Here is a 20,544-nt window from a genome sequence, read left to right as displayed (position 1 = left end):
CGACATCAGGTCATCGGTTGGGCGATGTCGGCAATGCGATAGCCGGCGCTCTGCACGGTGTGCAGCAGCGGGCGATCGAACGGCTTGTCGATGATCTTGCGCAGGTTGTACAGATGGCTGCGCAGGGTGTCCGAATCCGGCAACCCATTGCCCCAGATTTCGCGCTCGATTTCCTGGCGGGTGACCACCCGCGGCGATTCGCGCATCAGGATGGTGAGCAGGCGCAGGCCGATCGGCGAGAGCTGCAGCTCGGTGCCGGCACGGGTGGCGCGCATGCTCACCGGGTCCAGCACCAGGTCGGCGACCTTGAGCACTTCCGAGCCCACCTGACGACGTTCGCGGCGGATCAGGGCACGCAGGCGCGCTTCCAGTTCCTGGATCGCGAACGGCTTGGTCAGGTAGTCGTCGGCGCCGAAACCCAGGCCGGTGAGCTTGTCGTCCAGCGTATCGCGGGCGGTCAGCATCAGCACCGGGGTGGACTTGCGTGCGTCGTTACGCAGGCGGCGGCACACTTCGATACCGTCCAGGCGTGGCAGCATGAGGTCCAGCACGACCACGTCGTAGCTGTTCTCGGCGGCCAGACGGTAACCGTCCAGTCCATCCTGCGCATAGTCGACCTCGAAGCCACGGCCTTCCAGGTATTCGCCGATCATTTCGGAGATATTGCGGTTGTCTTCGACGACCAGCACGAGGCCGGACGTTTCCTTGGTCTGACGCATGGACTTTCCTCGGTCTTCAGCTTTGTGAAACATGCCGGATCGGCGGTGCAAGCGACGTGAAGGCCGAATAACGTTTCATGTCATCCGATCAACGCCCCAGCAGTGGTCGCAGCGCTGGCCACACGGTCTCCAGCACCTTCGGCTGGGCCGCCGCGGTCGGGTGCAGGCCGTCGGCCTGCATCAACCCGGGCTGCAGGGCCACCTTCTCCAGAAAGAACGGCACCAGCGCGGTGTTGTACTGTCTGGACAGGTCGGCATAGGTGGCCTTCAGGCGCTCGCGGTAGGCCGGGCCGTAGTTCGGCGGCACGTCGATGCCCAGCAACAGGACCTTGGCGCCGGACGCTTGACTGAGCTTGATCATCTTCTCCAGGTTTGCCTTCAGCTGGGCCGGGGTCAGCCCACGCAGCGCATCGTTGCCACCCAGCTCGATCACCACCACGCCGGGATGGTGCTTTGCCAGCAGGCCTGGCAGCCGCGTCAATGCGCCCGAGGTGGTTTCGCCGCTGATGCTGGCATTGACGACCGCCGGTGGCGTCGCCATGTCACGCTTGAGGCGTTGGTCGAGCAAGGTGACCCAGCCGGACTGCACCGGGATGTTGTGCGCAGCGCTCAGGCTGTCGCCGACGACCAGGATCGGCGCGGTAGTCACCGGACTTTTGGCAGAGGCAAATCCCGGCGCGAGCAGGGACAGTGTCAGCAGCCACAGGACCAGCGCGCCATATCGCAGTGTTCTTTCACGCATTCGGAGATTCCTCATCGACAGTCTGGCCCCCCGCTCCAGCACCCGCACCGCCATCGACGTCCGCGAGGTCGGTAAATCCGTCAGTGGACCGGAGGGAACACTCCACATCCTCGACAACGTGAGCTTGACGGTCAGTGAAGGCGACAGCATCGCCATCGTTGGGGCCTCCGGTTCGGGCAAGACCACCCTGCTCGGCCTGCTTGCCGGGCTGGACCTGCCCAGCCGCGGCAGCATTGCGCTGTCCGGCCAGGACTTGGGGCAGCTGGACGAAGAAGCGCGTGCCGCCCTGCGCGCGCGCGAAGTCGGCTTCGTGTTCCAGAGCTTCCACCTGCTGCCGGCGCTGACGGCGGAAGAAAACATTGCGTTACCGCTGGAACTGGCCGGGCGCGAAGACCCGGCGCGGGTGCGCGAGGTGCTGGAGGCGGTCGGCCTGAGCGCGCGTGCGCGGCATTACCCGCGCCAGCTGTCCGGTGGCGAGCAGCAGCGCGTGGCGCTGGCGCGCGCATTCGTGGCCAGACCGCGCATCCTGTTTGCCGACGAGCCCACCGGCAGCCTGGACCAGACTACCGGCGCGCAGATCAGCGACCTGCTGTTTGCGCTCAATGCCACCAGCGACACCACCCTGGTGCTGGTCACCCACGACATGACCCTGGCACAGCGCTGCCATCACATCTACCGCATCGACAGCGGCCGCCTGCACGCACAGACCGGTCCGGCCGCATGAACGTACTGCGACAGGCCGCGCGCGCGGTGCGCCGCGAATTCCTGGCCGGCGACCTGCTGACCGTGTTCGCCGCGCTGGTGCTGGGCGTTGCGGTGATGACGGCGGTGGGCACCCTGGTGGACCGGGTGACGCTGGCATTGACCTCCAGTGCGGCAGAGGTGCTCGGTGGCGATCTGGGCGTCACCGGGCGCCAGGAGATTCCGGCCGGCTTTGCCGAGGAGGCACAGCGACGCGGGCTGCAGAGCACGCGCATGGTCAGCTTCCCCAGCGTGCTGTTCCATGGCGATGCCAGCCAGATGGCCAATATCCGCGGCGTCGGCGCCGGCTACCCGTTGCGTGGGCAGTTGCTGGTGTCCAAGCACGGCAGCGGCGGCGAAGGCAGCCCTGCCACCGCACCGCCGCCGGGCCAGGCCTACGCCGACCCGCGGCTGCTGGAAGCACTGGGCCTGCGCGTGGGCGAGCAGCTGGAATTCGGCGCCGGCCATCTCACCATCACCGGCGTGCTGCGCGCCGAGCCGGATGCCTCGGGCGAGTTGATGCAGCTGTCGCCGCCGCTGCTGGTCAATCGCGCCGACATTGAGGGCGCCGGCCTGCTTGGCCCGGGCAGCCGCGCCTCCTACCGATTGATGTTTGCCGGTGCGCCGGCCGCGATCGCCGACCTGCGCGCCTGGCTCAAGCCGCGCGCCAGCGAATACCGCCTGGTCGGTATCGAAGACACCCAGCGCGGCATGCGCGCCGCGTTCGATCGCGCCGGGCGTTTCCTGGCCCTGTCGGCCTTGCTGGCGGTGTTGTTGTCCGGCGTCGCCACTGCGCTGGCGGCCAACCGGTTTGCGATGCGGCGCATCGACACCGTGGCGGTGCTGCGCTGCCTGGGCGCCAGGCAGCGCGACATCCTGGCGATGCTGTCGCTGCAGTTGCTGTTGACCGCGATCCCGGCCTGCCTGGTCGGCATCGGCTTGGGGATGCTGGCGCAGGAAGGCCTGGTACAGGCGCTGGGCAGTCTGATCCCGAACCGGCTGCCGCTGCCCCAGGCCACGCCGGCCCTGGCCGGTGCAGGCATCGGCCTGGTGCTGCTGCTGGGCTTCGGCCTGCCGCCGCTGCTGCGGCTGCGCAACGTGCCGCCGATGCGCGTGCTCAACCGCAGCTTTGCCGCGGTGCCGCCGAGCTCGTTGCTGGTATATGCGGCCGCATTGGCCGCTACGCTGGCGCTCACCGTCTATGCCACCGGCAACCTGGTGCTGGCTGGCTGGGTGCTGGGCGGCCTGGCCGCGCTGGCGCTGGTGGCGATGCTGCTGGGGCTGGGCTTGCTGGCATTGCTGCGGCCGATCCAGCACCGTCTGCGCGGGGCCTGGAAGCTGGGCTTGGCCTCGCTGACGCGCCGACGCGGGTTGAGCGTGGTGCAGCTGGTCGGCCTGTCGCTCTCGTTGTGCGCGCTGCTGCTGCTGGCGGTGGTCGGCCCCGGCCTGCTGGGCCAATGGCGCGACCGCCTGCCTGCGGACACGCCCAACTACTTCCTGATGAACATCCAGCCCGAGCAGACCGAGCCGGTGCTGCAGACCTTGCGAGGCCTGGGCGTGGATAACGCTGCGGTGGAGCCGTTTTCCACCGGCCGGCTGGTGGCGATCAACGACAAGCCGCCGGTACGCGGCGACCGCGACCCGCAGGACGATGGCGACGGCGACAACCGCCCGGTCAACTTTTCCTGGCGGCATGCATTTCCGCCGGCCAACACCTTGCTGCAAGGCAAGTTCTGGAGCGCCGACAGCACGCAGGCCGAGGCGTCAGTGGAGGAAGGCTGGGCACAGCGCTATCAGCTCAAGCTCGGCGACCGCATCACCTTGTTGCTGGGCGAACAACAGCGCAGCTTCACCGTCACCAGCATCCGCAAGGCCGATTGGGATTCGTTCCGGGTCAACTTCTTCCTGCTGCTCAACCAGGGCGCGGTGGGCGATGCGCCGTACAACCTGATTTCCGCCTTCCATCTGCCGCCCGGCAATGCGCCCAAGCTGGCATCGCTCAGTCGCGACTACCCCAATATTTCGGTATTGGACATCGATGCAATTCTCGGCCGCGTACGCGAGGTGATCGACCAGGTGGCGCAGGCCGTGCAGCTGGTGATGGGCTTCAGCCTGCTGGCCGGCGTGCTGGTGCTGCTGGCCGCGCTGCAGGCCACCGCAGGCGAGCGCCGCTACGACAGCGCAGTGCTGCGCACGCTGGGCGCGCGGCGCGGGCAGTTGCGTGGCGCCGTGCTGGTGGAGTTCGGCGCATTGGGGCTGCTGGCTGCGGGCCTGGCGGTCACGGCTGCGGCCGTCATCGGCGCGGTGGTCGGGCAGCAGGCGTTCGACATCGCGCTGGCGCCGGATTGGCCGCGGCTGCTGCTGGGCGGCGCGTTCGGGCTGGCATTGAGCCTGCTCGCAGGCTGGTCGGGCACCCGGCGCATCCTGTCCACGCCGCCGGCATTGGCACTGCGCACAGAATAAGGCCGGCCAGGAGCCGGCCCTGTGGTGGCGATTGGCCAAGGATTGCGCCACCAGCTGCGCGCCATGACCCACCGGCATGGAGCGCTGCGCCTTGCGCAGCGTCGGGCATCGCGCATGTTGCAGTGCATATACCTGCAGCGCATAAGCACCTTGCCAATCGTACGTTCGCAGCGGCGGCATGACTGCCTAGAGTGACCAGTCCGGTCGCCGTTCGGGCGGCCTCTGCTGTTGTCGAGGTGCCAACGTCATGGCTAGCGTGAATTCTGCAGCGCGCGTGCAATCGCCGCGCAACGATGCCACCGCCGCGCAGGCGTCGGCCGTGCGGATCGTGCCGTTCGACGCGCCACTGGGTGCGGAAGTCCTGGGGCTGGATCTGTCGCAGCCGCTGGATACCGCGACCTTCGCGCGCATCCACGCTGCGCATCTGGACCATCACGTACTGGTGTTCCGCGATCAGCGCATCACGCCCGCGCAGCAGGTGGATTTCAGCCGTCGTTTCGGACCGTTGCAGATCCATGTGCTGCGCAACTTCCAGCTGCGCGGGCACCCGGAAGTGCTGGTGGTGTCCAACATCAAGGAGAACGGCGAGCCGATCGGGCTCGGCGATGCCGGGCATTACTGGCACTCGGATCTGTCGTACAAGCAAACGCCCAGCCTGGGTTCTCTGCTGCACGCGCAGGAACTGCCCAGCGAAGGTGGCGACACCTTGTTCGCCAATCAACATCTGGCCTGGGAAACGCTGCCCGCGCCGCTCAAGCGCCGCGTGCAGGACCTGCAGGCCGAACATAGTTATCTCGCCAAGTACGAAGAGCTGCGCGCACGCAACCCGTGGCGCCCGGCGCTGACACCCGAACAGATTGCCGAAGTAGTACCGGTGCAGCATCCCATCGTGCGGACGCACCCGGAAACCGGGCAAAAGGCGCTGTTTGTCAGCGAACACTTCACCACCCGTATTGTCGGGCTGCCCGAAGACGAAAGCCGTGCCCTGCTGCAGGTGTTGTTCGAACACAGCACGCGCGCGGCGCTGGTGTACCGGCATCAATGGCAGCCGTACGACATGGTGTTCTGGGACAACCGCTCGGTCATGCATCTGGCCGCCGGCACGCCCGATCACCTGCGCCGCCGGCTCAACCGCACCACCATCGAAGGCGATGCGCCGTTCTGAGCGCGCGCCTGTCCCTCCCCCCTTTCGACTGGAGCGCCGTATGCGTTTGACCGTCACCTCTCACGCACCTTCCAGGCGCCGCACAGTCTCAAAGCGCGTCGCGGCATTGTTGCTGGCCGCACTGCCATTGCTGCTGAGCGCCACTGCGCAGGCAGAAGGAAAGCTGCGCATCGCCAAGCAGTTCGGCATTGTCTACCTGCTGCTGGACGTGGCACAGGAGCAGAAGCTGATCGAGCAACAAGGCAAGGCCGCCGGCGTGGACATCGACGTGCAGTTCCTGCAGTTGTCCGGTGGCGCGGCGGTCAACGATGCCTTGCTCACCGGTTCGATCGATATCGCAGGTGCAGGGGTCGGACCGTTGTTCACCATCTGGGACCGCACCCGTGGTCGGCAGAATGTGCGCGGCGTGGCCTCGCTGGGCAATTTCCCCTACTACCTGATCAGCAACAACCCGCGCATCAAGAGCATCGGCGACTTCACGCCGCAGGACCGTATTGCGGTGCCGGCCACCGGCGTGTCGGTGCAATCGCGGTTTCTGCAGCATGCCTCGCAACAGCGCTGGGGCGATAAGGGCACCCATCAGCTGGACCCGCTGCAGGTGGCATTGCCACACCCGGATGCCGCCGCGGCAATCATCCGTGGACGCAGCGAAATCACTGCGCATTTCGCCAGCCCACCGTTTCAGGAACAGGAACTGGCGCGCAACCCGGCCGCACATATCGTGACCAGTTCCTACGACATCGAAGGCGGCCCATCGTCGGCCACGGTGCTGTACGCCACCGAGAAGTTCCGCCGTGACAATCCCAAGACCTATCGCGCCTTTGTCGCTGCATTGGACCAGGCGGCGACATTCGTCACTGCACACCCGGAGCAGGCGGCGGACATCTTCTTGCGTCGTAACGGCTCGAGCATCGACCGCGCGCTGGTGCTGCAGATTCTCAAGGACCCCAAGGTGCAGTTCACCGTGGCGCCGCAGAACACGCTGAAGCTGGGCAAGTTCATGCAGCACAGTGGTGCGATCAAGCAGGCACCCGCCAAGGTGGGCGATTATTTCTTCGATGATCCGCTGATTGCGGGCGGGAGCTGAGCGATGCGTGTGCCGCTGCTGCAAGTCGATCATGTCAGCCTGGAATACGCCTCAGCGCAGCGCGTGGTGCGCGCCACGCATCGGGTGCGCTTCGATGTGCATGAAGCCGATCGCTTCGTGCTGCTGGGGCCGTCGGGTTGCGGCAAATCCACCCTGCTCAAGGCGGTGGCCGGCTTCGTCACCCCGCGCGAGGGGCAGATCCGTCTGGATGGCAACGCGGTCACCGGGCCGGGTCCGGATCGCGTCGTCGTATTCCAGGAATTCGACCAGCTGGCGCCCTGGAAGACCGTCCGCGAGAACGTGGTCTTCGGCCTGCGCGCAGCGCGCAAGCTCAGCCGCGCCGAAGCGCGCGAGCGTGCCGACGAAAGCCTGGCGCAGGTCGGGCTGAGCGCGTTTGCCGAGGCCTACCCGCACACCTTGTCCGGGGGCATGAAGCAGCGCGTCGCCATAGCACGCGCGCTGGCGATGCGTCCGCGGGTGCTGTTGATGGACGAGCCGTTCGCGGCGCTGGACGCGCTGACGCGCTCGCGCATGCAGGAGCAGGTACTGGAGCTGTGGGAGCAATTGCGCTTCACGCTGTTGTTTGTCACCCACTCCATCGAAGAAGCGCTGGTGGTCGGCAACCGTGTGTTGCTGCTGTCGCCGCATCCCGGCCAGGTCCGCGCCGAACTCAACGCGCACGCATTCGGCCCGCACAGCGCCGGCAGCGTGGCGTTTCAGCAAACCGCCCAGCGCATCCACCGTTTGCTGTTCGACCTGCCCGACGCCACGCTCGACGACGACAAGGTGGCGCCTTTGCGTCGTCCTGCCTTGCGTCAGCGCGAGGCGCTGCCATGAGCCGCAGCACTGCTGCCAGGCTGCCGCCGCTCCCGCCGGTGCGCGCCGAATACGAACTGGCCGTACAGCCCCTGGATCCTGCACTGGTCGCCACTGCAGTGCCCGCGCGCTGGCAGGCGCCGCCATGGCTGCGCAAGGCGCTGGTACTGGTGGCGCTGGTGGCGGTATGGGAGATCGCCGCGCGGGTGGTCGGCGACGATCTGATGCTGCCGAGCGCATGGCAGACCGCACATGCGTTCTACGACGGGCTGTTGTCGGGCGAATTGCTGCGCCGTGTGGGCGCCTCGCTGCGGGTGCTGGCGCAGGGCTATGCGCTTGGCGTGGTGCTGGCTTTCGTGCTGACCGCACTAGCCGCGTCCACGCGCTGGGGCCGCGATGTGCTGGGCACGCTGACGGCGATGTTCAACCCGCTGCCGGCCATCGCGCTGCTGCCGCTGGCCCTGCTGTGGTTCGGGCTGGGCACCGGCAGCCTGGTGTTCGTGCTGGTGCATTCGGTGCTGTGGCCACTGGCGCTGACCACCTACGCCGGCTTCCAGGCGGTGCCGGAAACCCTGCGCATGGCCGGCCGCAACTATGGCTTGCGTGGCCCACGCTACGTGGCACAGTTGCTGATCCCGGCCGCCCTGCCGGCGATCCTGTCCGGCCTGAAGATCGGCTGGGCGTTTGCCTGGCGCACCCTGATCGCGGCCGAGTTGGTGTTCGGCGCCACCTCCGGCCAGGGCGGCCTGGGCTGGTACATCTTCCAGAACCGCAATGAGCTCTACACCGACAAGGTGTTCGCCGGCCTGGCCATGGTGATCGTGCTGGGGCTGCTGGTGGAAGGCGTGGTGTTCCAGGCCATCGAACGGCTCACCGTCAGGCGCTGGGGGATGCAGCGCTAGCGGGGTGGGCGCAGGCGCTTCGCTGCGTGGCCAAACGTTCTCCCTAGCCATGCCTCATGCAGGCGCTTCGCATCGGCTCGACGGCCTGAGCCCGCATGCCGGACTCATCGGCACGGTCGCGTGCGCTTAACGGCGCTGGCTTATGCTGCCGGCCCCTTTCCTGCCGTCCGCCGTCATGCCCACCGCACCCTTCACTGCTTACCTGTACCCAATCCTGCTGCTGATCGCCAGCAATGTGTTCATGACCTTCGCCTGGTACGGGCATCTGAAGTACAAGAGCACGCCGCTGATGATTGCGATCCTGGTCAGCTGGGGCATCGCGTTTTTCGAATACTGCCTGCAGGTGCCGGGCAACCGCCTGGGTAGCGCGGTGTATTCGGCACCGCAGCTCAAGGGCATGCAGGAAGTGATCACGCTGCTGGTGTTCGCAGGCTTCTCGACCTTTTACCTGGGCCAGGCACTGAAGTGGAATCACTGGGCCGCGTTCGGCCTGATCCTGGTGGCGGCGTTCTTGATGTTCAAGGAATAAACCGCTGCCTTGCCCGTAGGAGCGCACCCGGGCGCGCTGGGCATTCCCGGGAAAGCCACGTCGCGCCCGGGTGCGCTCCTACGACATCCGGTGCGGCATTCGCCGGCGTGTCGCGCTTGTCCCTGGGCCAGGCGCTGAAAAGGACTAGGCAATGCCCTGTAGGAGCGCGCTGGCGCGCGATGAGGCTTTATCGGTAAGGCCTCATCGCGCGCAAGCGCGCTCCTACACATCAGCGATGTGTTTAATCTGCGCGCTCCACCCACTGTGCAAACACCGCGTCGATCTGCGCGTCCTTGACCCGCTTGCCCTTCTGCACGGTCTCGGCCTGTTCGAACATCGGCATGATCATCGCCATGCCATCGGGCTTGGTTTTCAGATGCAGGCCTGGCGGCGTGTCCAGGAATGCGGCCCAGCGGGTGCGTACCTTGGCCCAATAGCCTTGCGTGCCTTTCCAGTAGGCATAAGCCGGGGCGAAGTCGACCTCGGTGGTCTTGCGGTAATCGTTGAAGCCGAACTCGCGCGCGATGGCCTGCTGGCTGCCATCGGGCTTGCGCAACACCTTGGTGTTGAACTGTTCGTGGGTCCAGCCATTGGGTGTGAGCGTGTGGCGATTGATGACCGACAGCGCGTTGTAGTCGCTGCGCTTGGTGTATTCGCGGCGCGGCAAGGGACGCCAGCTCACGTCGCTGGTCCAGGTCGGGTGACCATCGGCGTAGTCCCAGCGTCCGGTGCCGCAATAGCGCGGCGCATCACTTACCTCGAAGACGCATTGGGTCCAGGCACCGGCAGTCACCGCCGCCGGCACTGCGCGCACCTGCCAGGTCTGTTCGGAGCTGAATTCGAAGCGCTGCGACGCTTCGTAGACCCAGTCCTGCCGCCAATGTTTGGTCACATGCTTGGTCTTTTCATCCACCAGCAGGTGCTGCAGCACGATCTTGCGTGGTGTGTCTTCCACCACGATCACCACCTCGTTGGCGCCGCTGCGCATCGCCGACGCGCGCTCGTAACCGGGCTTGAGCAACACGGTCTCGTCGAAGGCGAAATCCACAGCGTATTCGCCCTGCATCGCCAGGATGCTCTGGCGGTCGCGCTCGGGCTCTGCAGCCGCGGCGGCGACCGCCGGTAACAGGCTCAACATCACGGCAGGAAAATACGTAAACAATCGGCTCATCGGAACTCTCGGTCGTGGTCGTGGAAACGTCAGCGGCGCAGGCGCAGCAGCGACGTGGTCATGTCGGTGGGATCGGTACCGCGCGAGGCCGCCTGCGTGGCGCGCGCGGCGGCAGCGCGTGCGCAGCAGCAATCGTCCACGGCCACACGTCCGTCGATGCCTTCTTCGCGGGCCAGTCGTGCGGCAACCTCGGCGCCCAGCGCGGAAACGGTCGCAAGACTGGCGACCAGCGGCTGCTGGCGGTTGGCCGTGGACTGCAGGCGCAGCGCGCTCAACCGCCAGCTTTCACCGCGCATGCGTCCGGCCAGCCGGCGCCATAGGCGCTCGCCGACGCCCAGGCCGTGCGTTTCCGCCGGCAGTGGCGGCAAGCGCGAGACCAGGCGATCCCAACTCAAAAAATCGCTGTCCGGCAACAGGCACAGGCGCCAGCAGCATTGGCCGTCGGCACCGAAGAACCAGATGCTTTCGCGCACGCCATCGCTGTCCACCTGGCGCGAGGCGGCCGCATCGACCGCGTGCCGCCAGCCATCGAGTTCAGTGCCCAGCGCCGGACGATACAAGCACAGCACCGTACCCAGCGCCGACAGCTGCGCTGCGCGCGGCAACGCTGCGCGGTCGGCACGTGCACCCGAGGACAACGGCAGTGTGCGGGCGATGGGCATGGCCGCTACCAGCTCACCGCCAGGCTGACCGAGGCCGTGCGTCCGGCGCCGGTGAAGCGATCCAGCACCGTGCTGCTGGCCAGCGTGCCGTTGGGCAGCGCGTTCCAGTCCACATAGCGGCGGTCGGCGAGATTGAAGATGCCGGCGGTGACCTTGGCACCGGGCGCGAACTCCCAATGCCCCATCAGATCCAGCGTGGCGTAGCCGGCCGGGGTGTAGTAACTGTCCAGCTGCGGGCGACGCTTGCGTGCGACAAAGGTGCCGATCAGTTCCGCACCCCAGCCATCGCTGTCGAAGGCCACGCCCAGCGTGCCGCGCAATGGGTCGACCGAATTCAGCGGCGTATCGTCGGTGAGGTTGTCGCCTTCCGAATAGGCCACCGCGCTGCTCAACGACCAGCCCTGCCAGCCGGCCAGCGCGCCAAGATCCAGCCCGCCACGCGCTTCGGCGCCCTTGATCACCACATCGTCGACATTGCGCGACTGGAACAGCATCAAGCCTTCCGCATTGACGCCGGCCGGTGCGTAGGATTCGATGAAGTTGCGGTAGTCGGTGTAGTACACGCTCACACCCAGATAGCCCACGGCATCGTTGAAGCGCAGCCCCAGCTCGCCGCCGCGACTGGTTTCCGATTTCAGATCCGGGTTGGCGATGGCGGTGTAGCGCGCCTGCAGATTGGTGAAGCCGATATTGACGTCGTTGTACGGCGGCGCGCGGAAGCCGTGCGCGTAGTTGGCATACGCCGACCAGGCTTGCGAAAACCGCCACACCGCGCCGAATTTGGGCGACACCTGGGTCTGGTCGATGGTTTCGACCGCCACACCCGGGTTGTCTTCGCGGAAGATGTCGTCCACCTGCGGCGACAGCCGGAAATAATCCACGCGCACGCCTGGCGTCAGCGACAGCCTCCCATCCAACAAGCCGATCTCGTCCTGCGCATACACCCCGAGCTTGGTGGTTTCGCTCTTCGGGAAATCGCGCACCGGAAACACGTCCTGCCCCACACGATTGGTGATCGCGCCATTGGCCAGGTTGACAGAGTAGCCATCGCGCTTGGCGCGGGTGTCGGTCCAGGTGCCGTCCAGGCCATAGGTGATGTCGTGATTGAGCGTGCCGGTGTCGATGGACTTGTGCGCGTTGACCAGCAAGCCGTAGACGCGCTGATCGAAGTTGTGTTCGTTATGACGGCGCGTGTTGTTGCCACGCAACTCGTCGGTGCGTTGCAGGCTTTCGCTGTCCTGGCGATAGAGCTGCCATTGCAGGTCGTCGGCCAGCGCCGCGTCCAGTGCGTCCAGCTCATGCCGCAGCGACACCCGCGTACGGGTCTGATGATCGCGGCCGTCCTGCGACAGGATGCGCAACGATGGCGTTGCCACGCGCGGGTCGATGCCGGTCAACGCCTCGATGCTGCCGTAGTCTTCGTTGCCCTCCACGGTAAGCTTGAAGCGCTGCTGCGTGCTCGGCGCGTACACCAGTTTGGTCAGCACGCTGCGGCCATCGATACGCTGCGGGTTGGCCGCGGTGCGGGTGAAATCGCGACTGCGGTTGTCGCCCTGGTTCTGCGCTTCCTGGCCCTGGCGATGCGCCACGGCCACCATGCCGCTCCAGCGATCGCCGCCGAATGCCGCAGTGGCACCGGCAAACAAGCCGTTCCAGTCGCCTTCGTACCCGAACTTCAGGCCGACATAGCTGCGCTTGTCGGCGCTCAGGTAATCGGCAGGGTCCTTGGTGACGAAAGCCACCACGCCACCCAGCGCATCGGAGCCATACAGCGAGCTGGCCGGCCCACGCACGACCTCCACTCGCTTGAGCGTTTCAAGATCGACGAAATTTCGGTTGGCATTGAGATAGCTGCCGAACGCGAAGGTATCCGACACCGGTACGTTATCCACCAGGATCGCGACGCGGTTGCCGTCCAGCCCGCGGATGCGGATGCCGCTGGCGCCGGCAAAGCGGCCGCTGTTGCTGGTCACCGACACTCCGGGCGTGTAGCGGAACAGGTCCCTGAGTTCGCGTACCAGTTGGTTGTCCAGTTGTCCGCGGTCGATGACGTCCACCGTGCCCGGCACGTCGATCAATGCACGCTGGGTGCGCGTGGCGGTGACCTGCATACGATCGAAGTCGTGTACCTCACGCGCAGCATCGCCGCCAGCGTCTGATTCGGCAGCGTGGGCACACAACGGAACAGCAGGCAGCGCAAGCGACAGCGCGACCACCAGCGGATGCAGGCGAATCATCGGGAACCTTTGAGGGGAAGTTCCCGGCAGCACCTGCTGCAGACAAGGCCGACACCGGCCGCCGGGGAAAGAGCGTGGGAAGCGCGGACGGCGGCGGCAACGCCCGCGACAGACGACCCGAGCCCCGCGCCAATGCGCGGGTCGGAGGGTGGAACTTACTTGGTCAGGATGAGCTTGTCGTTGCTGGTATGGCGCAGGCGGTAGACGCGGTCGCCGTGCTGGATCAGCACTTCGCGACGGCCCTTGAGCAGCGCCTCGCTGCTGATCAGGTCTTCGGCAGGAACGACACGTGGGACGGCGCGGTCGCGCAGGTTGACCGGTTCGGAGCGGAGCAGCACGGGATGAGCGGTCATGGTCTGGATCTCCAGTCGGTTGGCCAGACAAATAATAACCATTCTCATTTAATGATCAAGAGCCATTCTCATCTTCGCGACGCGAGCTTTGCATGGGTTTAACTATTTCGATTCACTAAACCTATCGAAAAGGTCCCTGTGGGGATTCCGCAATGCAGTGGACAAACCGGGGGACCGCCGCGAGAGACGGCAGCACCTTGCCATATAGGGAATCGGATCGGCGTGCACCGGCCAGTTGCGGCGTCTCGTTGCGTACAAGCGCCCGCCAAACCCGCGCAGCCAACCGTCCCCCTCCCGTGCCCACCGCACATGGCTGCCCTCAGCGCGTGGCGTCCTCCACCCGTGCCCAACCGGCGGCATCGACCTGGGTCAAGGTCTCCAGGGCGCCGAGATTTTCTTCCAGCTGCGCCACGCGGCTCGCACCCAGAATCACCGTGGACACGTGCGGGTTGCGCAGGCACCAGGCGATGGCCAGCCGGGCCGGCGACTGCCCGAGCTCGGCAGCCACTGCGCAGAACGCGCGGGCCCGTTCGAGACGGCGCGACTCCTGGGTGCCCAGCACTTCGTCCTGCAGCCAGTGATTATCCGGTTGGCCGAGGCGGCTATCGGCGTCTACACCGGCGTTGTACTTGCCGGTCAGCAGGCCCGACGCCAGCGGCGACCAGATGGTGGTACCGAGCCCGCCCTCGCACAGGGGCGCGTATTCGCGCTCCAGCCGGTCGCGGTGCAACAGGTTGTACTGCGGTTGCTCCATCGAAGGAGCGTGCAGGTGCTCCTGCCCGGCGATGGCGATGGCCGTCCGCAACTGCTCGGCACTCCATTCGGAGGTGCCCCAGTACAGCACCTTGCCCTGGCGGATCAGCGCGTCCATCGCACGCACGGTTTCCAGGATCGGCGTGTCCGGGTCGGGCCGGTGGCAGAGATACAGATCCAGATAGTCAACGCGCAGGCGCTTGAGCGCCGCATGGCAGGCGTCGGTGACATGCTTGCGCGAGAGCCCGCGCTGGGTCGGGCGCGGGCTGTCCACCGCACCGAAGAACACCTTGCTCGACACGCAGTAGCCATCGCGCGGCAGGCGCAGGTCGGCGATCACATCGCCCATCACCTCTTCGGCGCGGCCGCGTGCGTAGACCTCGGCGTTGTCGAAGAAATTGATGCCGTTGTCCCAGGCCGCGGCAATCAGGTTGCGCGCTTCGCCGCGCCCGATCTGCTTGCCAAAGGTCACCCAGGCCCCGAACGACAAGGCCGACAATTGCAGCCCGGTGGAACCCAGACGACGGTAAAGCATGGCGATCTCCTGCAACCTCCAGGGCACCTGCCCCGGACCGGCTTGCGCAGTTTACCGAGCTGGAGGCCTGCGCAAGCCTGCGACGGCCTTCTGAATGCCGTTCGCCTTGCCCGCCGTCACCCCCTGCTCTAGGCTTCCCGTTTTGCCGTTGGCAGCCCGGGGATTGGAATGGTCGAAGGTTTGGGAAGGATCGGTTTCGGCCTGTTCGGTCTGGCGGTGCTCATCGGCATCACCTGGCTGTTTTCGACCAACCGCCGCGCGATCGACTGGAAGCTGGTCGCCACCGGCCTGTTGCTGCAGATCTCGTTCGCCTCGCTGGTGCTGCTGGTACCGGGCGGGCGCGACGTGTTCGATTCGCTGGGCAAGGGCTTTGTGAAGGTGCTGAGCTTCGTCAATGAAGGCTCCACCTTCATTTTCGGCAGCCTGATGAACATCGAAAGCTACGGCTTCATCTTTGCGTTTCAGGTGCTGCCGACCATCATCTTCTTCTCTGCGCTGATGGGCGTGCTGTACCACCTGGGCGTGATGCAGCTGGTGGTGCGCGCGATGGCCTGGGCGATCACCAAGGTGATGCGCGTGTCCGGCGCGGAAACCACCAGCGTGTGCGCCAGCGTCTTCATCGGCCAGACCGAGGCGCCGCTGACGGTGCGCCCGTACATCCCCAAGATGACCCAGTCCGAGCTGCTGACGATGATGATCGGCGGCATGGCGCATATCGCCGGCGGCGTGCTGGCTGCGTATGTGGGCATGCTCGGCGGCAGCGACCCTGCGCAGCAGGCGTTCTACGCCAAGCATCTGCTGGCCGCCAGCATCATGGCCGCGCCTGCCACGCTGGTGGTGGCCAAGCTGCTGGTACCAGAGACCGGCACGCCGTTGACCCGCGGCACGGTCAAGATGGAAGTGGAAAAGACCACCAGCAACATCATCGATGCGGCCGCGGCCGGTGCCGGCGATGGCCTGCGCCTGGCGCTGAACATCGGCGCGATGCTGCTGGCCTTCATCGCGCTGATCGCCTTGATCAACGCCCCGCTGACCTGGCTGGGCGAAGTGACCGGCGCGGCAGCGGCGCTGGGCCGGCCGACCAACCTGTCGACGATCTTCGGCTACGTGCTTGCACCGGTGGCCTGGGTGATCGGCACGCCGTGGGCGGACGCGACAACGGTGGGTTCGCTGATCGGCCAGAAGGTGGTGATCAACGAATTCGTCGCCTACACCGAGCTGTCGCAGATCGTGAAGGGCCAGGTCGCCGGCGTGAGCCTGAGCGAGGAAGGCCGCCTGATCGCCACGTATGCCCTGTGCGGCTTCGCCAACTTCAGCTCGATTGCGATCCAGATCGGCGGCATCGGCGGGCTGGCGCCGGAACGTCGTCACGATCTGGCCAAGTTCGGCCTGCGTGCGGTGCTCGGCGGTTCGATCGCCACCTTCATGACCGCTACCATTGCCGGCGTACTCTCGCACTTCGGTTGAGGCGGCGCGGGTTCATCGGTGTCGCGGTCTAATCGCCGGACGCCACGTTTCATTCAAGTCATTCAAGCAAGCAGGTATTTATGAGTTCGGTCGTCGTTGTCGGGTCTTTCAATGTCGATCACGTGTGGCGCTGCGATGTGCTGCCTGCGCCGGGTGCCACCATCGCCGGCCGCTACAGCACCGGCCCGGGTGGCAAGGGATTCAATCAGGCGGTCGCGGCCGCACGTGCCGGCGCCAAGACGCACTTCCTGTGCGCGCTGGGCGACGATGCCGGCGGCGCGCTGGCGCGCTCGCTGGCCGCGCACGACGGTTTTGCGCTGATCGCCGAGCCGAGCAATGAACCGACCGGCACCGGCGGCATCTATGTCGACGGCCACGGCCGCAACACCATCGTGATCGGTGCCGGCGCCAACTCGGTGCTGAGCACCGGTTTTGTCGAGAACCAGCGCGCGCTGGTTGCCTCGGCCCGCGTGCTGTTGGCACAGCTGGAATCGCCGGCCGAAACCATCGAGTCGGCACTGACCCTGGCGCACGAATGCGGCGTACTGACCGTGCTCAACGCCGCACCGGCCAACGCACCGACCTCGATCGGCCTGCTCAAGCTGTCGGATGTGCTGACCCCGAACGAAACCGAGTTCGCCGCCCTGCTCGGCCGCCACGTCGGCGAGCGCATCAATGCCGACGATGTGGCCGCACTGGATGGCAATACGCTGCATTCGCTGTGCCGCAAGCTGCTGCCGGGCGGCACCGTCGTGGTGACGCTGGGCGCGGTAGGCGCCTTCATTTCGCATGCCGACGAGCAGTTGCGCGGCGATAGTGCGGCGCATTACCGCGTGGGCGCAGAAAGCGCGCAGACGGTGGACACCACCGGTGCCGGCGACGCCTTCAACGGCGCGCTGGTGGCCTCGCTGGCGCAGTCGCCGGGCGCGAGCTTCATCACCCATGTCCGCTTTGCCACCCGCTACGCCGCCCGCTCCACCGAAGTGGAAGGCGCCGCGGCATCGATGCCACGGCTGCTGCCGGACGCCGGCTAACCGCCTGCGCCGATGGCGACATCGGCTGGCATTCACTCGGGCCACCGCACTTCACCGCCCGTCGCCGTGACGGGCCTGCATCACGACAAGGAGTTCTCGATGCGTCATTTTTCCCTGATCCGGTTCGTTGCGCTGTGCGCCTGGCTTGTCCCGCTGTCGGCCGCTGCGCAGCGTTGCGACTGGAACGGCACTGCCAGCGATGCCGACCGCGCTGCGGTAACCGCGTCTGCGGACAGCCTGCAACAGGCGATCGCAGCGCATTACGACGATACCGACCAGGAAGACGGCGCCGCGCTGGCGCGCACGCTGCTGCAGCGCGCTGGGTCGCCGCAGGTGCCAGGCAAGCTGGACGGCCGCTGGCAGGTGCGCTCGATCCAGGTCGACCAGCGGTTCGCCTATGCCTACCCCTATTTCAAGGCCGAGATCAGCCGCGATGCCTGCGGCTATCGCTTCCGCAAGGTCAGCGGCTCGCAGCGTCGCAGCGGCACGCTGTATCCACTGGCCAAGGACAGCCGCGAGTTTGCCTTCCTCGGTGCCAGCACGGTCAACGACGAACCGGAAGGCCGCTACGCGCCCGGCAACATCTCCGACGGCACCAACGGCAACAGCGTCGGCCGGCTGGTCGCTCTGGGGCCGGACGAACTGCTGCTGATCCTGGACGGTGGCGCCAAGGGTTTCGAGCTGTACCAGCTGATCCGCTGACCTGCCGATCCCGGGCCCGGTCGCGTCGGTGCGATCCGGCCGGCGCGTGCTGGCCTGCTCCAGCACCGGTCCGCGCTTGTGTGGCGGCGCCCGAGTTGGCAGCAGCAGCTACCCCAGCGACAATGCGCGCATGCAGATTGGCCCTTACACCATTGCCCCCAAGGTGATCCTCGCCCCGATGGCGGGCGTCACCGACAAGCCGTTCCGGCTGCTGTGCAAGCGGCTGGGCGCCGGGCTGGCGGTATCGGAGATGACCATCTCCGATCCGCGTTTCTGGGGCACGCGCAAATCGCTGCACCGCATGGACCATGCCGGCGAGCCGGATCCGATCAGCGTGCAGATTGCCGGCACCGAGCCGCAGCAGCTGGCCGAGGCGGCGCGCTACAACGTGGACCATGGCGCGCAGCTGATCGATATCAACATGGGCTGCCCGGCCAAGAAGGTCTGCAATGCCTGGGCCGGCTCGGCGTTGATGCGCGACGAGGAACTGGTGGCGCGGATCTTGCGCGCGGTGGTGCAGGCAGTGGATGTGCCAGTGACCCTGAAGATCCGCACCGGCTGGGACTGCGACCACCGCAACGGCCCGGTCATCGCGCGCATCGCGCAGGATTGCGGCATCGCTGCGTTGGCGGTGCATGGGCGTACCCGCGACCAGCATTACACCGGCACTGCCGAGTACGCCACCATCGGCGAGATCAAGGCGGCGCTGCAGATCCCGGTGATCGCCAACGGCGACATCGATTCGCCGCAGAAGGCCGCGCAGGTGCTGCGCGCCACCGGTGTGGATGCGGTGATGATCGGGCGCGCGGCGCAGGGGCGGCCATGGATCTTTGGCGAAGTGGCGCATTACCTGGCCAGCGGCACGCTGTTGCCGCCACCGACGCTGGCCTTCGTGCGCGACACCCTGCTCGGTCATCTGGACGCGCTGCATGCGTTCTACGGCCAACCGCAGGGCGTGCGCATCGCGCGCAAACACCTGGGCTGGTACGCAAAGGATCACCCGCAGAGCGCCGACTTCCGCGCCGTGGTCAATCGCGCCGAAACGCCCGAAGCGCAGCTGGCGCTGACCCGCGATTATTTCGACGCCTTGATTGCCGGCGTGGCACCACCGCTGCCGAACGCCGCCTGAGGCATCTGGACGGCACCCGAACACGCGCAGCTGCGCTGCGCTGCGTGCTGGCATCCGCTGCGCACCATGGCCTGGCATGGCTCACGACACCTTGCAAGCAGCCGTCAGGCACGGCGCGCTGCGAACGCAAATGAAGTGCGCCTGGTGGATGCCGCACCGAGCACCGGCCGCGCCTAGCTGGCGGCGGCACGGTCGGATTGTTGGCGGCTCTAGTGTGTCGACGTCGCCGGCGTATTGACCTGCTCCAGATCGCCGGTGAGCGCCGTGCCGGCGGGCGCATGCCAGATGCGGTGCCACATCTGCGCCAGCACTGCGCCGATCTGATCGCGGGCCACCGGCGCGCGATAGGCCGCCTGGACCTGACGCGGCACGATCGGCTGCCATTGCCCGCCGTCGCGGTGCGCGACGACGAAATTGAAGTTGTAGTCCGGCTCCAGGCCCATGCGCAGATCGCTGAGCATCAAGTCGTCATCGACCAGGCGTGCGCGCATGAAGCCGCGGTTGAACCAGGTCAGCCGACGCACCGAATCGAACGCGGCCACTTCGCCCAGCGCCTGGGTGTTGCTGGAAAAGCCGCGAAACTGCATCGGCCCGGTGTCGGCCACCAGCGAGCGCTCGCCGATCACATAGCCGCCGGGCGTCATCGCCACCACCCGCCATAGCAAGGTGTTGAGCGGCATCGGCACCGAGAAGCGCGGCGCATCGGCCAGCCCCATCGCTGCCAGCGCGCGGTCGGCTTCCTGATCGACCAGATGCTTGGCGATCAACGACCAGCCCAGATAGGCCGAACTTGCCACCAGCCCGATCACCAGCACGCGCTGGGCGAGTGGGCGCGCGCGCGCGAACCAGGCGATCGCGCAGGCCAGCAGCAGCCACAGCGTGTAGGCCGGGTCGATGATGAAAACGCTGGACCACATGGTCGGATGCGGCTGCAGCGGCCACCACAGCTGGGTGCCGTACACGGTGAAGGCGTCCAGCAGCGGATGGGTGATCAAGGCCAGTTGGATCGCCCAGAACCAGCGCCTGGGCGCGCTGGCCACCCGTCCATTGCCGTAGCGCCGGAACAGCCACCAGATCAGCCAGCCCAGCAGCGGCAGCACGAACAGCGAGTGGCTGACGCTGCGGTGCACCGTCATCAGGGTGACCGGGTCGTCTGTCAGTGGCAGCAAGACCAGTGAATCGAGGTCGGGCAAGGTGCCCAGTGCCGCGCCGGCGAGCAGGGCGGCACGCCGCTGTCCGGGCGGCGCGATGGCGGCAGCGATGGCACCGCCAAGAACGATCTGGGTGAGGGAATCCATCGCCCGATGCTAGCAGGCCCCACATGCACGGACGGGCAT

The 20,544-nt window shown here is 66.6% G+C and carries 19 protein-coding genes; 11 read left to right on the top strand and 8 right to left on the bottom strand.

The features are described from left to right. Window positions 1-5: 5 nt before the first annotated feature. Both VZ068_RS04955 and VZ068_RS04950 read right to left on the bottom strand, forming a co-directional pair. Complete coding sequence (locus VZ068_RS04955) at window positions 6-719, bottom strand: response regulator transcription factor (RefSeq protein ID WP_005408123.1); 714 nt, start codon at window positions 717-719, stop codon at window positions 6-8. An 88-nt stretch (window positions 720-807) separates the two neighbouring features. Beyond that, entirely contained in the window at window positions 808-1,476 is a 669-nt protein-coding gene (locus tag VZ068_RS04950) for an arylesterase (protein ID WP_259155954.1), read from the bottom strand. Between the two features lie 109 nt (window positions 1,477-1,585). Here VZ068_RS04950 and VZ068_RS04945 point away from each other — a divergent pair, with 109 nt between their 5' ends. The 7 genes from VZ068_RS04945 (at window position 1,586) to VZ068_RS04915 (ending at window position 9,164) form a co-directional block, all read left to right on the top strand. Further along, window positions 1,586-2,185, top strand: coding sequence for an ATP-binding cassette domain-containing protein (locus VZ068_RS04945; RefSeq protein ID WP_043889686.1), 600 nt, complete (start codon window positions 1,586-1,588; stop codon window positions 2,183-2,185). Beyond that, window positions 2,182-4,665: an FtsX-like permease family protein gene (locus tag VZ068_RS04940; RefSeq protein ID WP_259168257.1), complete on the top strand. Its 2,484-nt coding sequence runs from the start codon at window positions 2,182-2,184 to the stop codon at window positions 4,663-4,665. The genes VZ068_RS04945 and VZ068_RS04940 overlap by 4 nt, the downstream gene beginning before the upstream one ends. Before the next feature lie 247 nt (window positions 4,666-4,912). Continuing rightward, window positions 4,913-5,830, top strand: coding sequence for a TauD/TfdA family dioxygenase (locus VZ068_RS04935; protein WP_349657075.1), 918 nt, complete (start codon window positions 4,913-4,915; stop codon window positions 5,828-5,830). Between the two features lie 40 nt (window positions 5,831-5,870). Next, window positions 5,871-6,917: an ABC transporter substrate-binding protein gene (locus tag VZ068_RS04930; RefSeq protein ID WP_349657074.1), complete on the top strand. Its 1,047-nt coding sequence runs from the start codon at window positions 5,871-5,873 to the stop codon at window positions 6,915-6,917. A gap of 3 nt (window positions 6,918-6,920) precedes the next feature. After that, entirely contained in the window at window positions 6,921-7,754 is an 834-nt protein-coding gene (locus VZ068_RS04925; RefSeq protein WP_259154416.1) for an ABC transporter ATP-binding protein, read from the top strand. Next, window positions 7,751-8,635 (top strand): ABC transporter permease, encoded by an 885-nt coding sequence (locus tag VZ068_RS04920; protein ID WP_349657073.1) that lies wholly within the window; start codon window positions 7,751-7,753, stop codon window positions 8,633-8,635. Before VZ068_RS04925 ends, VZ068_RS04920 begins: the two co-directional genes overlap by 4 nt. Before the next feature lie 175 nt (window positions 8,636-8,810). Next, window positions 8,811-9,164 (top strand): DMT family protein, encoded by a 354-nt coding sequence (locus VZ068_RS04915; protein ID WP_349657072.1) that lies wholly within the window; start codon window positions 8,811-8,813, stop codon window positions 9,162-9,164. 241 nt (window positions 9,165-9,405) lie between these two features. Here VZ068_RS04915 and VZ068_RS04910 read toward each other — a convergent pair whose 3' ends face one another. The 5 genes from VZ068_RS04910 to VZ068_RS04890 all read right to left on the bottom strand — a co-directional run bounded on the left by VZ068_RS04910 (window position 9,406) and on the right by VZ068_RS04890 (window position 14,890). Next, complete coding sequence (locus tag VZ068_RS04910) at window positions 9,406-10,335, bottom strand: DUF6607 family protein (RefSeq protein WP_349657071.1); 930 nt, start codon at window positions 10,333-10,335, stop codon at window positions 9,406-9,408. Between the two features lie 29 nt (window positions 10,336-10,364). Next, complete coding sequence (locus tag VZ068_RS04905; RefSeq protein ID WP_349657070.1) at window positions 10,365-10,997, bottom strand: Hemin transport protein; 633 nt, start codon at window positions 10,995-10,997, stop codon at window positions 10,365-10,367. A 5-nt stretch (window positions 10,998-11,002) separates the two neighbouring features. After that, entirely contained in the window at window positions 11,003-13,234 is a 2,232-nt protein-coding gene (locus VZ068_RS04900) for a TonB-dependent hemoglobin/transferrin/lactoferrin family receptor (RefSeq protein WP_349657069.1), read from the bottom strand. Window positions 13,235-13,389: 155 nt separating this feature from the next. Then, complete coding sequence (locus VZ068_RS04895) at window positions 13,390-13,629, bottom strand: hemin uptake protein HemP (RefSeq protein ID WP_259155955.1); 240 nt, start codon at window positions 13,627-13,629, stop codon at window positions 13,390-13,392. A 277-nt stretch (window positions 13,630-13,906) separates the two neighbouring features. Further along, a complete protein-coding gene (locus VZ068_RS04890; RefSeq protein ID WP_349657068.1) occupies window positions 13,907-14,890 on the bottom strand; it encodes an aldo/keto reductase in 984 nt (327 codons plus the stop codon). Between the two features lie 153 nt (window positions 14,891-15,043). On the opposite strand from VZ068_RS04890, the gene VZ068_RS04885 reads away from it, so the two are divergent. The 4 genes from VZ068_RS04885 to dusB all read left to right on the top strand — a co-directional run bounded on the left by VZ068_RS04885 (window position 15,044) and on the right by dusB (window position 19,207). Then, on the top strand, window positions 15,044-16,342 hold the full coding sequence (locus VZ068_RS04885; protein WP_259154444.1) for a nucleoside transporter C-terminal domain-containing protein: 1,299 nt from the start codon (window positions 15,044-15,046) through the stop codon (window positions 16,340-16,342). Between the two features lie 80 nt (window positions 16,343-16,422). After that, window positions 16,423-17,376 (top strand): ribokinase, encoded by a 954-nt coding sequence (locus tag VZ068_RS04880; protein ID WP_259154446.1) that lies wholly within the window; start codon window positions 16,423-16,425, stop codon window positions 17,374-17,376. A 99-nt stretch (window positions 17,377-17,475) separates the two neighbouring features. Then, entirely contained in the window at window positions 17,476-18,078 is a 603-nt protein-coding gene (locus VZ068_RS04875; RefSeq protein WP_349657067.1) for a DUF4893 domain-containing protein, read from the top strand. Between the two features lie 130 nt (window positions 18,079-18,208). Beyond that, the gene (gene dusB, locus VZ068_RS04870; RefSeq protein ID WP_259154450.1) at window positions 18,209-19,207 is read left to right on the top strand and encodes a tRNA dihydrouridine synthase DusB; all 999 of its coding nucleotides are present in this window, start codon (window positions 18,209-18,211) and stop codon (window positions 19,205-19,207) included. A 209-nt stretch (window positions 19,208-19,416) separates the two neighbouring features. Here the strand turns inward: dusB and VZ068_RS04865 are convergent, their stop codons facing one another. Beyond that, a complete protein-coding gene (locus VZ068_RS04865; RefSeq protein WP_349657066.1) occupies window positions 19,417-20,505 on the bottom strand; it encodes a metal-dependent hydrolase in 1,089 nt (362 codons plus the stop codon). Window positions 20,506-20,544: the final 39 nt, after the last annotated feature.

The sequence above is a fragment of the Xanthomonas sp. 10-10 genome, assembly GCF_040182365.1.
Taxonomy (GTDB): Bacteria; Pseudomonadota; Gammaproteobacteria; order Xanthomonadales; family Xanthomonadaceae; genus Xanthomonas; species Xanthomonas arboricola_F.
This window is presented reverse-complemented; position numbering and strand designations above follow the sequence as displayed.

Bases quoted from the DNA above. Each gene is read 5' to 3' on its own strand.
- VZ068_RS04955 (WP_005408123.1), bottom strand. From the start codon at position 719: ATGCGTCAGACCAAGGAAACGTCCGGCCTCGTGCTGGTCGTCGAAGAC.
- VZ068_RS04950 (WP_259155954.1), bottom strand. From the start codon at position 1,476: ATGAGGAATCTCCGAATGCGTGAAAGAACACTGCGATATGGCGCGCTG.
- VZ068_RS04940 (WP_259168257.1), top strand. From the start codon at position 2,182: ATGAACGTACTGCGACAGGCCGCGCGCGCGGTGCGCCGCGAATTCCTG.
- VZ068_RS04935 (WP_349657075.1), top strand. From the start codon at position 4,913: ATGGCTAGCGTGAATTCTGCAGCGCGCGTGCAATCGCCGCGCAACGAT.
- VZ068_RS04930 (WP_349657074.1), top strand. From the start codon at position 5,871: ATGCGTTTGACCGTCACCTCTCACGCACCTTCCAGGCGCCGCACAGTC.
- VZ068_RS04925 (WP_259154416.1), top strand. From the start codon at position 6,921: ATGCGTGTGCCGCTGCTGCAAGTCGATCATGTCAGCCTGGAATACGCC.
- VZ068_RS04920 (WP_349657073.1), top strand. From the start codon at position 7,751: ATGAGCCGCAGCACTGCTGCCAGGCTGCCGCCGCTCCCGCCGGTGCGC.
- VZ068_RS04915 (WP_349657072.1), top strand. From the start codon at position 8,811: ATGCCCACCGCACCCTTCACTGCTTACCTGTACCCAATCCTGCTGCTG.
- VZ068_RS04910 (WP_349657071.1), bottom strand. From the start codon at position 10,335: ATGAGCCGATTGTTTACGTATTTTCCTGCCGTGATGTTGAGCCTGTTA.
- VZ068_RS04905 (WP_349657070.1), bottom strand. From the start codon at position 10,997: ATGCCCATCGCCCGCACACTGCCGTTGTCCTCGGGTGCACGTGCCGAC.
- VZ068_RS04900 (WP_349657069.1), bottom strand. From the start codon at position 13,234: ATGATTCGCCTGCATCCGCTGGTGGTCGCGCTGTCGCTTGCGCTGCCT.
- VZ068_RS04895 (WP_259155955.1), bottom strand. From the start codon at position 13,629: ATGGTTATTATTTGTCTGGCCAACCGACTGGAGATCCAGACCATGACC.
- VZ068_RS04885 (WP_259154444.1), top strand. From the start codon at position 15,044: ATGGTCGAAGGTTTGGGAAGGATCGGTTTCGGCCTGTTCGGTCTGGCG.
- VZ068_RS04880 (WP_259154446.1), top strand. From the start codon at position 16,423: ATGAGTTCGGTCGTCGTTGTCGGGTCTTTCAATGTCGATCACGTGTGG.
- VZ068_RS04875 (WP_349657067.1), top strand. From the start codon at position 17,476: ATGCGTCATTTTTCCCTGATCCGGTTCGTTGCGCTGTGCGCCTGGCTT.
- dusB (WP_259154450.1), top strand. From the start codon at position 18,209: ATGCAGATTGGCCCTTACACCATTGCCCCCAAGGTGATCCTCGCCCCG.
- VZ068_RS04865 (WP_349657066.1), bottom strand. From the start codon at position 20,505: ATGGATTCCCTCACCCAGATCGTTCTTGGCGGTGCCATCGCTGCCGCC.